General features: G+C 31.5%; 12 protein-coding genes. 11 read left to right on the plus strand and 1 reads right to left on the minus strand.

All coding sequences use genetic code 11. The features are described from left to right. Position 1: 1 nt before the first annotated feature. From ABXG81_RS02410 to ABXG81_RS02450, 9 genes are all read left to right on the plus strand, one after another. Complete coding sequence (locus ABXG81_RS02410) at positions 2-2,098, plus strand: heavy metal translocating P-type ATPase (protein WP_353529023.1); 2,097 nt, start codon at positions 2-4, stop codon at positions 2,096-2,098. A 981-nt stretch (positions 2,099-3,079) separates the two neighbouring features. After that, complete coding sequence (locus ABXG81_RS02415; protein WP_117520623.1) at positions 3,080-4,186, plus strand: GH25 family lysozyme; 1,107 nt, start codon at positions 3,080-3,082, stop codon at positions 4,184-4,186. 15 nt (positions 4,187-4,201) lie between these two features. Next, the gene (locus ABXG81_RS02420) at positions 4,202-4,426 is read left to right on the plus strand and encodes a PC4/YdbC family ssDNA-binding protein (protein WP_117520625.1); all 225 of its coding nucleotides are present in this window, start codon (positions 4,202-4,204) and stop codon (positions 4,424-4,426) included. An 87-nt stretch (positions 4,427-4,513) separates the two neighbouring features. Next, the gene (locus ABXG81_RS02425) at positions 4,514-6,073 is read left to right on the plus strand and encodes an IS1182 family transposase (RefSeq protein WP_353528620.1); all 1,560 of its coding nucleotides are present in this window, start codon (positions 4,514-4,516) and stop codon (positions 6,071-6,073) included. 230 nt (positions 6,074-6,303) lie between these two features. Then, positions 6,304-7,377, plus strand: coding sequence for a cysteine desulfurase family protein (locus ABXG81_RS02430; protein ID WP_353529024.1), 1,074 nt, complete (start codon positions 6,304-6,306; stop codon positions 7,375-7,377). Then, positions 7,367-8,470 carry a tRNA 2-thiouridine(34) synthase MnmA gene (gene mnmA / locus ABXG81_RS02435; protein ID WP_353529025.1) on the plus strand — a complete coding sequence of 368 codons (1,104 nt, stop codon included), beginning with the start codon at positions 7,367-7,369 and terminating at the stop codon, positions 8,468-8,470. Before ABXG81_RS02430 ends, mnmA begins: the two co-directional genes overlap by 11 nt. Before the next feature lie 26 nt (positions 8,471-8,496). Continuing rightward, positions 8,497-9,411 carry a helix-turn-helix transcriptional regulator gene (locus ABXG81_RS02440; RefSeq protein WP_115595456.1) on the plus strand — a complete coding sequence of 305 codons (915 nt, stop codon included), beginning with the start codon at positions 8,497-8,499 and terminating at the stop codon, positions 9,409-9,411. 83 nt (positions 9,412-9,494) lie between these two features. Next, the gene (locus ABXG81_RS02445) at positions 9,495-9,635 is read left to right on the plus strand and encodes a hypothetical protein (RefSeq protein WP_316260208.1); all 141 of its coding nucleotides are present in this window, start codon (positions 9,495-9,497) and stop codon (positions 9,633-9,635) included. Positions 9,636-9,838: 203 nt separating this feature from the next. Beyond that, a complete protein-coding gene (locus tag ABXG81_RS02450; protein ID WP_353529026.1) occupies positions 9,839-11,089 on the plus strand; it encodes a CAMP factor family pore-forming toxin in 1,251 nt (416 codons plus the stop codon). A 100-nt stretch (positions 11,090-11,189) separates the two neighbouring features. Here ABXG81_RS02450 and ABXG81_RS02455 read toward each other — a convergent pair whose 3' ends face one another. After that, entirely contained in the window at positions 11,190-12,014 is an 825-nt protein-coding gene (locus ABXG81_RS02455) for an exodeoxyribonuclease III (RefSeq protein ID WP_117520634.1), read from the minus strand. 126 nt (positions 12,015-12,140) lie between these two features. On the opposite strand from ABXG81_RS02455, the gene ABXG81_RS02460 reads away from it, so the two are divergent. Beyond that, positions 12,141-13,508: a hypothetical protein gene (locus tag ABXG81_RS02460; RefSeq protein WP_353529027.1), complete on the plus strand. Its 1,368-nt coding sequence runs from the start codon at positions 12,141-12,143 to the stop codon at positions 13,506-13,508. 75 nt (positions 13,509-13,583) lie between these two features. After that, positions 13,584-14,483, plus strand: coding sequence for an RluA family pseudouridine synthase (locus tag ABXG81_RS02465; RefSeq protein ID WP_353529028.1), 900 nt, complete (start codon positions 13,584-13,586; stop codon positions 14,481-14,483). Position 14,484 lies beyond the last annotated feature (1 nt).

Consider the following 14,484-nt stretch of genomic DNA (forward strand, 5'->3'; position numbering starts at 1 on the left):
AATGAAGAATAACAACAAACATTCATCCCACAGTCACCATAATCATGGCGACATGAATCACTCAAAACATGAGCATGTAAGCACGGAAGAACATAGAGACCATAATAAGGATCAACATCACGACCATCATGCTGGCCATGACCACGGTGGGCACAGTGGGCATGAGCATCATCATCATGGAAACTTTAAGGAACTTTTCTTAAAGTCATTGCCACTAGGAATCATTATTATGCTCTTATCCCCTATGGCTGGGTTTGACCTACCATTCCAGTTTACTTTTCCATATTCTGATATTGTAGTAGCTATTTTATCTACTATATTAATTATTTATGGTGGACGTCCATTCTATCAAGGAGCAGTTGACGAATTTAAACAAAAAGAACCTGGAATGATGGCTCTCGTTTCTTTAGGTTTAAGTGTTTCATATTTATATAGTATTTATACTGTAATAGCAACCTACGTAACAGGTGAACAAATTATGGATTTTTTCTTTGAATTTGCTTCATTACTATTAATCATGTTATTAGGTCACTGGATTGAGATGAAAGCTATTAGAGAAGCAGGAGATGCACAAGAAGAACTGGCTAAGCTAGTACCAAAAGATGCTCATGTAGTATTAGATGACGATTCAATAGAAACACGACCAGTTGCTGACTTAAAGGTAGGTGATTTAATTCGAGTTCAAGCTGGAGAAAATGTGCCGGCAGATGGAACTATCGAGCGCGGAGAATCACGTCTAAATGAAGCTCTTTTGACTGGGGAATCTAAGTCAATTAAAAAAGGACCTGGCGATGAAGTGATCGGGGGCTCAACAAATGGGGAAGGGGTTCTTTATATTAAAGTATTTGAGACAGGTGATAAGTCCTTTATCTCTCAAGTACAGGATTTAATCAGTCAAGCTCAAAGTCAACCTTCTCGTGCAGAAAATATTGCTCAAAAAGTTGCGGGGTGGCTCTTCTATATTGCGGTAACTGCCGCACTAATAGCTTTTGTAGTATGGATGCTTATAGCGGATATTCCAACGGCAGTAAAATTTGCTATCACAACATTAGTTATAGCTTGTCCGCACGCATTGGGTCTGGCTATTCCATTGGTAACCGCCCGTAGCACAAGCTTAGGAGCTAGCCGTGGCTTACTAGTAAAAGACCGCCAATCCTTAGAAATAGCTCAAGATGCGGATGTGATGATTTTAGATAAAACGGGTACTTTAACAACTGGTGAGTTTAAAGTATTAGATGTAAAACTTCTTAATGACAAATATACAAAAGAGGAAATCACTGCCTTGTTGGCAGGTATTGAAGGAGGATCTAGCCACCCAATTGCTCAATCAATTATTAGTTTCGCTAAGCAGCAAGGTATAAGTCCAGTATCATTTGATTCAATTGATGTGATTTCCGGTGCTGGTGTAGAAGGTAAAGCCAAGGGCCATAGTTACCAATTAATCAGCCAAAAAGCATACGGACGTAATTTGGGTATGGATATTCCAAAAGGAGCAACTCTCAGTATATTAACAGAAAACGATGATGCCATTGGTGCTGTAGCTTTAGGGGACGAATTAAAACCAACCAGCAAAGAGTTAATAAGAGCTCTTAAAAAGAACAATATAGAGCCAATTATGGCAACAGGTGATAATGAAAAAGCGGCTTTAGGTGTATCAGAAGATTTAGGGATTGAATATAGATCAAATCAATCTCCACAAGATAAGTATGAGTTAGTAAAAACACTTAAAGATCGTGGAAAAAAAGTTATCATGGTAGGTGACGGTGTCAATGATGCCCCTTCTCTTGCCTTGGCAGACGTTGGTATAGCTGTTGGAGCTGGAACTCAAGTTGCATTGGATTCAGCAGATGTCATATTGACTCAATCCGATCCAGGAGATATTGAATCATTCATTGAATTAGCACACAAAACAACTCGTAAAATGAAACAAAACCTCTTTTGGGGAGCCGGATATAATTTTATAGCTATCCCTCTAGCGGCAGGAATTTTGGCCCCTATTGGTATCACATTAAGCCCTGCAGTAGGAGCAATTCTAATGTCTGTGTCAACAGTCTTAGTCGCAATTAATGCTATTTTATTAAGATTAGACACAAAATAAAACGACGGTTAATATATAGAATAATTGAAACCCCTTAAAGTATGAAAATACAATAGTTTTACAGGAAAGGAAGAGATGTAAGTACTTTGAAAATCATCTCTTCCTTTTTATTGTTTATAAGGACCTTATTTATAATGAGAAAAAACTATGAGGCTGATTATTTTAGCTTTGCCCGAATTTCGAAAAGATACTTAGGATAATAAATTAGCAGAAAATTACCATTGATTGCTATTTCAACTTGCAAAATATTACGAAAAATAGATAGGAAGAAGGATACATTCGAATTCAAAGTCCAGGAATATATAAATAAAGGAGACCTAGTTTTTGAGGAGTGTATAAATTCATTATTTAAGAGTCGCTTATTAAAAAAATATGTTTAAAAGGATTTTGTCTTGAATCTTATCTCCAATAAGCAAAAGTGCTTGGGGCCTACATACAAAGTAGGTGGATTGTAAAAGAGGTTTTTACAATCTTTAAACGGATATTTAACTATATCTAATATAGAAAATAAGCTTGTACGGCTTGTGGAGAAAAGTATTGCCTATATACTGGGGACTCCATGGATGGCAAGCGAAGCGAGACTTAGTCATTTGACTGAGTCTTTATTAGTGTAAATATACACCTGTCACGAAAATTAGATTATTGCTAAAGCTTTTATCTACTCTGTGAAAATAAGTTCTATATAACTTCTCTGATTTTTTAGGAACCAAATCAAGGCATTACCGTATAAAGAAAACTATCCTGTGCGGCTGTTAAAACATACCCGGGGGATGATTGTAGTAGCTAAAACTCATTAAACTGATGGCAGTTACTAGAATGTATGATATAATTAAGTCCTTTTTTAGTACACATATATATCTAATAAATTGAGGAAAATATTAACTACATATTTAAACTTAATAACAACTAATGTATAGATTAATGTTTGCTTAAAATCTCTATATAACCTATAATATATCTATCAAAAGAGAGGAATTTTCTATGAAAAAACTAAGATATAAAGTGTTTACCCTATCCCTAGCTTGTGGTTTTTTATTACCTAATACTGCTTATGCATCAGAGGTAGTTATGTATAATGATAAAGATCTGGATCAAGTTTTTATAGACAATGGTATTGACTATGATAAAGAAGCGGTAGAAAAGCGAAAAGCTGAATTTGAATCTAATAACAATTATCTTGCACCTGATTATGAGGTTACTGATGTAACAGAAAGTGAAGATATTGAAAAAAATGAAAATGGAGATCTAGAAATAACTACTACTACTGAAACTACTATTGAAGATGTTAATCCAGCACCTGTTTATTCTAAAACGCCTGTTTATAATAAAGTAGTGGATATATCAGAACATCAAGATCCAAATAAGATCAATTATGATAAGTTTTCTAAAGATGTAGATGGAGCGATTCTTAGAACTTCTATAACGGATTCTAAAACTTTAAATATTAGGACTGACTATGCCTTAGAAAGGCACTATAAAGAGCTAAATACTCGAGGAGTTCCACTTGGATTTTACCATTACTCGCGTGCAATAAATGCTGATGAGGCAAGGCGAGAAGCAAACTATGTATCAAAGGTACTTAAAAATAAAAAAGTATCCTTACCTGTCTATATAGATATTGAAGACCATAATAGACAAGTAAAGGCAAGTTCTGGTAAAATATCGGAAGCTGCTGAAGCTTTTATACTAGCTATGAATAGAAATGGTTATGTATCTGGTGTGTATTCTTATCCATGGTTTGCTAATACTTACTTAACTCGTGATGTGAGGAATAAGTATGATTTTTGGATAGCAGACTACAGGTCAAAAGATTTTACTTCGTATAATACTTCTGACTTTGACTCATGGCAATATACTTCTAGGGGAAAGATAAACGGATATGGTGGAGATATTGATATAAGTAAAGTATACAAAGATTATCCTTATATAATAAATGGAAAATCTAATAAAAATATTAATCAACTAGTAGATGAAATTATTGCTGGTAAATGGGGTACTGGACTAGATAGACAAAAAAGACTAACTTATGCTGGGTATAATTATAATATAATACAAAAGGCGGTCAATTTAAGACTTAAAAATGCTTAGAAAAGGAGATATATAATGGCAGAAATTAAATATGATATAGTTGAAAATATAGGAGTGCTTTCAGATAATGGTAAGGGTTGGACAAAAGAGCTTAATCTTGTAAGTTGGAATGATAGAGAAGCTAAATATGATATACGTGATTGGAATGAAGATCACACTAGAATGAGAAAGGGAATTACCCTTACAAATGAAGAAGCGGAAGTATTATTTAATGTTCTAGCTGATGAATTTAGTGAATAAAATATCTAAGGGGCTGTTGCAAAAGTCCTAATATAGAAAAAAGACGAGGAAACTGAAATCCTCGTCTTTTTCTGATACAATGTATTTATGAAAACCGTTAAAAATACATCATCATTAACTAATTTTACACTAGTTAATGATACTATTCAATTAAAAATGAATTTTGACACTGAAATATATGTCAGAGATGATGTTAAGTTAAGGCTTGTAAAAAATATAATTGAAAGGATGGATCTATCAGAATTAAAAAAAGTCTACTCATCATTTGGAAGAAAACCTACAGTAAACCCAGTAACAATGCTACAAATAATAATATTTTGCTACTCTGAAGGAATATTCTCATCAAGAAATATAGAAAAATCATGCAAATATGATTTGAGGATAAAATACCTTTTAGATGGAGAAAATCCACCAGATCATAGTACAATAAACAGATTTAGACAAAAAATCGTAGAACTAGCACCAAACTTGTTAAATCAAATGATTCAAATACTAATAGAAGAAAATCAAATAGACTTATCAAGCATATACATAGATGGAACAAAAATAGAAGCCTACGCCAATAGATATAGTTTCGTGTGGCGAGGAAGCATTGAAAAATGGCAAGAGAAACTAAGAGTAAAAATAATAAAGCACTTTAATTTAAATAGAGAACTAACACCATCACAGGTATTAGCAGTAGTAAGAATAGCATTCAATCAGATAAGTACAGAATGTACAGAAAATAAAATAAACTTTGTACATGGACAAGGAAAAAGAAAACATCAACTCCAACGAGACTATGAAAAGCTCAAAGATTGGAAGAACAAACTAGAAAGCTACAGGAAACATCTAGAAATAATGGGAGAGCACAGAAACTCCTACTCAAAAACAGACCATGATGCAAGCTTCATGAGAATGAAAGAAGATCATATGAAAAATGGTCAATTAAAACCAGCCTACAACATCCAACTAGCAAGTTCCTCAGGCTTCATCATAGGAGAAAATGTATCCCACCATCCATCCGATATGTACACCTTAAAACCATTTCTAAATAAATTACTCAAAAACCACCCCGACAAACTAAACAAAATAGTAGCAGATTCAGGATATGAAAGCGAAGAAAACTATGTTTTTCTTGCAGAAAACAAGCTCTTATCATACATAAAACCATCCAACTACGAACAATTAAAAACTAGAAAGTATAAAAAAGAAGAAGAATTCAGAAATAGTCTAAGATATGATAAAACATCAGACAAATACATATCAAAAGAAGGCAAAGAATTCATAAGGTGCACTGATAGATACAGAAAAAGAAAAAGCGGATACACAACAACCAGCAAAGTATACAGATGCTTTAACTGGAACAAAGATGGTCAGAAAACCAAAGGAATCTACATAGCAGAAATCTTTCAAAAATATAGGAAAGAATCCTTAGAAAATATAAGCTCAGACCAAGGAATAGAAGAAAGAATAAATAGATCAATCCAAGCTGAAGGTGCATTTTCCAAAATAAAATCAGGACTAAACTACAACAGATTCCACCATAGAGGAAAATCAAATATAATAAGTGAAATATGCCTCTTATCAATGGCACTAAACCTAAATAAACTGGCATCCAAAATAGAAAACAAGAATTTAGAACTCATAAAATACAAAGCTTCTTAAGAAAAAAATATTAAAAATCTTAGCTGTATTAATTGAGCCTATTTTTATGAAAAATGTGGATAAATTCATTTTCATATTAAAGAAAGATACAGAATTTAATGGCTTGATACCAATATACACTAAAAAAGGTGATGAGCAGAATAGATTTATCTATTCTGCAACATCACCTTTTTTATGTCCTAAATCTTTAAAAATAGGGCTTATATGGTACTATAATACTAGGTGATTAGATGATTTATTTTGACAATGCAGCAACTGCAATAAAACGAGAAGAAATTTTAAAAAATATTTTGAAAAACAAGCAAGCTTTTGACGGAAATCCTGATAGCTTACATACTAAAGGAAGAGAAGCTAAAAAGATTCTAGAAGATTCCAGAAAGGAAATAGCAAAGTCAATTGGAGCAAATCCTAAAAATATTATATTCACATCTGGAGCTACTGAAGGAAATAATACAATTATAAATGCTTTTAGAGATTCAGAAATTATAACAAGCTCTATAGAGCATGACTCAATACTAAATACAGTAAATAAAGATAACACTGTTTTATTAAATGCCAATAAAGACGGGATTATTGACCTAGATAAATTGAAAGATGTAATTACTGAAGAAACTAAACTTGTTGCTATAATGTATGTCAATAACGAAACAGGAGCAATACAACCAGTAAAGGAAATTGGCGATTACTTAAGGGATAAGAATATTTGGTTTCATGTAGATAGCGTTCAAGCTTATGGTCATATAGATATCGATGTAGATGATATTAATTGCGATTCCTTAACTTTATCAGGGCATAAAATAGGTGGTCTAAATGGATTCGGTATTTTATATCTAAGAGAGAATATAGCTCCTTTTATCAAAGGTGGAGAGCAAGAGAAAGATCGCAGAGCTGGGACTTCTTTTGTAGCTGGTGCATATTCAATGGCAGAAAGTTATCCTAAAGTGTTAAAGGAACGTAGTCAGATAAAAGAAATTAAAAATTACTTTATAGAAAGTTTGGATAAAGCTAAGGTAGATTATGAATTAAATGGAAATTTAGAACTATCTTCTGATCATATATTAAATATTTATTTTAAAGATTATAAATCTGATTTTCTTTTAACCTATCTTGATATCAATGGTATTTGTGCTTCAGCTGGGTCAGCTTGTAGAGCAGGAAGCATCTTACCTAGTCATGTTATAAGCAATATGTATGATAAGTATAGGGCAGAACATTCAATAAGATTTTCTTTTGGATATCAGAATACTCGAAAAGAAGTTGATGAAACTATTGCGGTGTTGGAAAGGTTAGTAGATGAAAGATAAGAAAGATACAAAGGTAGTAGTTGGTATTAGTGGTGGAGTTGATTCATCTGTTGCAGCTCTACTTTTAAAAGAAGAGGGTTATGATGTAGTTGGTATATTTATGAAAAACTGGGATGATACGGATGAAAATGGTGTATGCACAGCTGAAGAAGACTTTGAAGATGCAGTTGCTATTGCCAATCAGATAGGTATCCCATATTATTCTATAAATTTTGAAAAAGAATACTATGATAGAGTATTTACATATTTTTTAGATGAATACAAAAAAGGAAGAACTCCAAATCCAGATATAATGTGCAATAAAGAAATTAAGTTCAAAGCTTTTTTGGATTACGCAAAAAATTTAGGAGCAGATTACGTTGCAACAGGACACTATGCTCGAGTGGATCGCTCTGGTGATGAAACGGTTATGCTAAGAGGTCTAGACAATAATAAAGATCAAACGTATTTTTTAAGTCAATTATCCCAAGATCAAATAAAAGATGTATTATTTCCAGTAGGTGAACTTCAAAAATCTGAAGTTAGAGAAATAGCAAGAGAACATAATCTTGCAACTGCAGATAAAAAAGATTCTACTGGTATTTGCTTTATAGGAGAAAGAGATTTTAATGATTTCTTGAGTAATTATTTGCCAGCTCAACCAGGTAATATTGTAGACACTGATGGAAATATTCTTGGACAACACGAAGGATTGATGTATCATACAATAGGACAAAGAAGAGGTCTTGGCATTGGTGGAGATGGTGCAGCTTGGTTTGTTTGTGGGAAAGATTTAGATAAAAATGAACTAATAGTTTGCCAGGGTTCTGATAATCCGCTGCTTTTTTCAAATAGATTATATGCTTCAGAATTTTCTACATTTACAGATAAAAAAATACCAAAAGAATTTGACTGCACAGCAAAATTTAGATATCGTCAAAAAGATATTAATGCACATGTCAAAGTTTTAGATGAAAATCATGTAGAAGTGGTATATGATGATACTAAGGCAGTTACTCCTGGTCAAGCAGCAGTTTTTTATTTGGATGAGATTTGCATAGGTTCAGCTATTATCGATGAAGTTTATAATGGAGATAAGAAGCTAAAAGTTTAATTTTAAATAGGGAAAGATTTGATGTTATGATAATACAGAATGATTATAGCTTTATTGGATCTGATATAAGAAAAATTAGAGAATCAAAGGGCATCACTCGTAAAGAAATAGCAGAAAAAATGTTTATTTCAGAAGAGACTATAAGGAGAATAGAAAAAGGAGATAATGACCCTAGGATTTCTACCCTAGTGCCCATTTGTAATTATATAGGGCTAGATCTAAAGGACATCATAAACCACGAGGTTAATGAATACAATAATTTATTATCACTTAGAAAAGAAATCAATTATTTATTAAATAATTCATCAGTGGAAAAGGCAAAAGATTTAATAAACAAGCTTGATTCAATTGATGCGAAATCAAACATTAATTTTGAAAAAGAATTATATGCTACTAAACATTATTTTAATGGAATACTAAGCTTAGAAGATGGACAAAAGAAAAATAATCCATCAGAAGAACTTGAAGTAGCACTCTCTGATATTAACTCAAAATTTAAAGTAAATAAATTTAAAGATTATAAATATGATGAATTTTCTTTAAGAATTCTTCTAGCTCTATCCATCAGTGAATATAAAAAAGGGAATATGGATTTATATAGGGATATTATGATGGAAATAAGTAAATACTTAGATCCTGAATTAGAGAATTATTTTATTCTATGCTACAATGTCGCAATATTTTATTTTCGTGCAGGCAAACATCAAGAGTCTTTAAAAGTTTGTGATATAGCAATATGTAATGCAAAAAAAGTAAAAGAAACTTATTATTTGAATATGATTTATTATATCAAAGGAATTAATCATTTAAATTTGGAACAAATAAAAGAAGCTAGGGAAAGTTTTAATTACTGCCTTGCCCTAACCAATATTTTCTCAGAAGATAAGCTGGCAAAAAGTTTATCTGTTCAAGTAGAAAAAGCAATGTCGGGATATAAATAATATGTTTTATAAGCATACACATATTTGTGTGTTTAAAAATTTTGCTTATAATGGTATTATGTAATCAACAAGGAGGTAGACAAATGAATTTTAAAAAAGGTATCATAATAGCTTTATTGTTAACAATAGGTGCAGGTCTTAGTTTAAATCAAAATAATAAGCAAGTAGCTGTTGAACATGAAGATATGATTATAAATCAATATTTTGTAATAACTGATTGTTAATTAAGAAACTTTAAGATTATTCCGAAAATCACTTTAGAATTAGAAAAAAATCCCTAAAAACTAAAATCGGGTAAAAATTTGCTCAAATACGCCAATATTTCAAACAAAATTTTACCCTTATAATCGTAAATCCTAAGATTCACTTGTTTACTTTCTTATTATATTATAAAAAACTGATTAAGTAAATATGTAAGGAGAAAATTATGAAAAAAACTAAAGTTTTAGCAAGCGCTCTATCAATAACACTTTTAACAAACGCAATATTACCAGCAACTAAACTTGTGGATAATATAAATACACCATTATCAAGTGTAGCATATGCTGCAGAAGAAGAAACTCCACAAAAAGAAGCTGAAGAAAAAATAAATTATTTACAAGAAATTATAAGTAGCTTAGAAAATATTTCTGGTGGACTAGCTGGAAATCAATTAAGCTGGTTAAAGGAATTAAAACATGCAGCTGAATTTTTAGGTAAAATTGTAAATAAAGGTATAGGTAGTGCAGCTGAACTAAGAAATAAAATTATCCCAAGAGTGGACCTACTAATAAATGTGGCAGAAACAATTACTGCAGATGCTACAGAATTAGCTGACAGTGAACAACAAGCTCACGTAATTATAGGATTTTCTGTAACACGTGCTTTGTTAAAAGCAACAGATTTATTTGAAGGTGCTGAAGGTTTAAATAAAGCTTCTGAAAACTTATCAGCATCATTAGATAAAGCTCGTGAAGTTCCAAAACTAACAGATGATTCTAAAAGAACTCACTATACTCTAGAAAAACTAGATAGAGCTATAGCAAAAGCAAAAGAAATCAGAAACAAAGAATTACGTAATAAATTAGATCCAACTGAACTTTCAGAAGTTGATATGGTAATAAGAAAAGCTCAAGATGTTAGAAGAAATAGAGTTGCTACTGTTGGCGAAGTAAAAGCAATGACAGAAGAACTTAATAACAAAATTGACGAAGCTTACAAAGCAATTCCTGAAGGTGAAAGAACTGCAAATAAATCTTCAAAAGCAGGTCTTCAAAAAGATATCCAAACTGCAAAAAATCTACGTGATTTTAGATTAAAAGGAAAAGTAGAATCTGTAGTTATTGCAGAATTAAATAGAGAAATTTCAAATGCTAATAGAGTTTTAAACAATAGCAGATCAACATTAAATGAAGTTGCTGCAGCTGATGAAGCTATTTTAGCAGCTATAGAAAAAGCACAATCTAAATTAGAAGCTATTCCAGCGAAAGAAGAAACTCCAGAGAAACCAGCTGTTGAAGAAGAAACTTCAACAGAAGAAGTAGTAACTCCTGAAGAAGAAAATACTGAGGAAACTTCAGAGGAAGAAACCTCAGAAGCAGCAGCTGAAGATGAAGCAAGTGCTGAAGAAGAGAACGAAGAAGTTCCTGTTGAAGAAGCTGAAACAGTTGAACAACCAGTTTTTGAAGAAGCTGAATAATTTCCAATTAAATATACAAAAAAGGCTCTACACACTAGAGCTTTTTTTGTATTATAGACTTAAATTATATTTTAACCTAAAATAAACAGTTATTGATTTATTAATCAATCTCCATAACTATTGGAGTATGGTCTTGTCTGTCTCCAGAGTCAATCATGTCACTTCTTTTAACTTTGTCTTTGATTCTATCGCTAACTAAAAAGTAGTCAATCCTCCAACCTGAGTTATTAATTTTACTTGTCTTAACCCTTTGTGCCCACCAAGTATATTTGCCTTCTATATCACCGTTGATATATCTAAATGTATCAGTAAATCCTTTTTTTAATAGATTTGTAAATCCTTCTCTTTCTTCATCAGTAAATCCCGCTGACATATGGTTGTTTTCTGGATGAGCTAGGTCTATTTCTTTATGAGCTACATTAAAATCACCTGTAGCTATTACTGGCTTTTCTTCATCTAGATTGGATATATATTCTGCAAATTTTTTATCCCATTCTTGTCTTAGAGGAAGTCTTACTAATTCATTCCCGGCATTTGGTGTATAAACTTGAATGAAATAATAATCTTCAAACTCCAAACTTACAATCCTACCTTCAAGGTCCATTGGTTCTGGAGCATTTATAAATGGGAAATCAGTATTTACATCTAGATCTTTTTTATAAAGAGTCATACATCCAGCATATGATTTTCTGGCACCTTCTTGAGAATTTACATTAACATATGAATAATCTGGAAAAAATTCTGCTAGTCTTTCTTTATGTTTTTTACTAAGTCCAGTTCGCGGAAGCTTGGTTTCTTGTAATGCTATCACGTCAGGATCTTCTTTTTTTATAGTTTTGAAAACCTCACGTGTCATAACTGCCCTGTTTGAATCACTTGTTAAAGCAGCATTTAGTGAGTCTATATTCCATGAAATAAATTTCAAATTAATCTCCTTTTTTAAGTTTTGGGTATATGTAATATTATAGAGGATGTACTAGTAAATTCAAGATTTCTTTACATCGATTTAACAAGCTAGATGTTATGATTAAGAAAATATAAGGAGGAATATATGAATAAGAAAGTTTTAAGTGCTGGCTTATGCGCTTGCCTAGTATTAGGAATATATACTAATGCTGATGCAAGTGAAACAAATATGTCAAAAGAGTCTCCGGTAGAAAGTCAAGAAACTAATGAAATCCATAATTATCTTTTCAAAGTAAGTGAAGTAAATGATAAAGAAGTTAAACTTAATTATACAGGTGAATCTACTAAAGATGCTACTGAAATAGATTTAGAAAGTGAAAAATCGCTAATACTTGATAAAAGCATGTTTGAAGATAATATCGAAAAAAAAGATATTTACCAAATTAAGAGCAGTAAAGACTTAAAAGATTTGACGAAAGATAATATCAAAAAAGAAGATATTAAGCTTGTCACTAAATATGAGAAATCGGTAAATATGGATGTAGATAAGTTACCTAAAGATAGTAAAGAAGCTATCTTTGAAGTAAAAGATTTAGGTGATGAAGATTCACAAACAGCGACTGTATTTGAAGTAGATAATCCAGATAACCTTTATACGTTATCCTACGATGATTTAAGAGATGAAGAAGTTAAAGTTGGAGATCAATATAAAATATATTCTGATGGTGTAGTTTTGGAGTCTTATCCAGCTCAATTTGGGAAAATCTACAGGGTAGAAAAACAAGAACAAAAAAATCCTAAAGCTGAAGATAATGATAAAAAAATGGACAAAACTCTAGAATTTGAAGTTACTGAAATAAATGATGGAGTTGCTACTGTTGCTGAGGTAGGAAATAAAGATAATATTTATACTATAAGTTTTAAAGAACTAAAAGATAAAAATCCAGAAGTTGGTGATAAATATAAAATTCACTGGAATGGAATTTCTATGAAATCTTATCCAGCTCAATTTGGAGAAATATTTGATGTAGAAAAAATCAATAACGAAGCTGAAACAAATAAAGATGAGCTTAAGAAAGCTATAGCTGAAGCCGAAAAAATTAATTTAAAAGATAAGGATTACACTAGTGAGGATATAGATATATTTAAACAAGCTTATGATGAAGCTGTTAAGGTAAATGAAGATTCTTCAGCTAGCAAAGAGGCTATTGATAATGCAAAAGATAATCTTAATAAAGCAATAGAAACTTTAAAAGCAAGAAGACAAGAAGAGAATAAAAAAACAGATAATAAAAATATTGATAAAGAAAAGAAAGATAAGCCAGTAGAAGAAAAAGTAGGGGATAAAAAAGAACCTAAAACTATAGAAGCTAAAAAAATAGAAGATAAGGCTAAAAAAAATAATGATAAGAAAGTAGGTTTTGGAAATCCTAGGACAGGCATAGAATCAGTTGCTCCTCTTTTAGGAGTAATTGCTGTTGCTGGTGGTTTACTTAAAAAAAGTGAAAAATAGAATATTATAGTTAAAATGCAGGTAGAATAACTACCTGCATTTATTTTGTTCTTCTTTCTATGCTATAATAATCTTATGAAACTTACAGCATATGAAAATATTAGACTTGATAAATATATATCTGATGAGTTTGAAGAAATTCCTCGTGAAAAGATAAAAAAATTTATCAAGGATAAGAAAATAAAAGTTAATATGAAAAATAAAAAGCCTAGCTATAGATTAGAGTTAGATGATGAAATATATATAGATGATGAGATTTTTGACATTCCAGCTATAGAGGCTGAGGATATGAATCTTAATATTGTATATGAAAATGATAATTATGCAATCATAGATAAAGATAGCAATGTAATCGTTCATCCAGCAGGTTCTATTATAAGAGGAACATTAGTAAACGGATTGTTATATAAGTATGGTTACGACGGACTTTCCCATATAGGAGGTGATGATAGGCCAGGTATTGTCCATAGGCTTGACAAAGATACTACAGGACTTATGGTTATAGCAAAAAATAATGAATCTTATAAATATCTTAAATCTCTTTTTGAAAAAAGACTTGTCGATAAGGAGTATTTAGCTATTGTTCATGGAAATTTTGAAAATAAAAAAGGTAGGATAGAAACTTTTATGGACAGAGATAGTAAAGATCGTAGGAAGATGGCAGTAAAACCTAGTGGACGTAAGGCTATTTCTGAGTATGAGGTAATAAAGGAAGTAGCAGGATACTCATTAGTAAAGGTGCACATAATAACTGGTCGCACCCATCAAATTAGGGTTCATATGACATATCTTAACCATCCTCTAGTGGGGGATCCTGTTTATGGGAATGTAAAAAATAAATTTAATTTAGACCATCAATTACTTCATTGCACTTATTTAGGATTTACTGATCAGAATGGGGAATATGTAAACTTTTCTGCAAGACCCCATCAAACTTTTCTTAAATATCAAAATGTCTTAGGACTTGGAGAATAAA

Origin of the sequence: Anaerococcus nagyae, from assembly GCF_040364225.1 — a bacterium.
Taxonomy (GTDB): Bacteria; Bacillota; Clostridia; order Tissierellales; family Peptoniphilaceae; genus Anaerococcus; species Anaerococcus nagyae.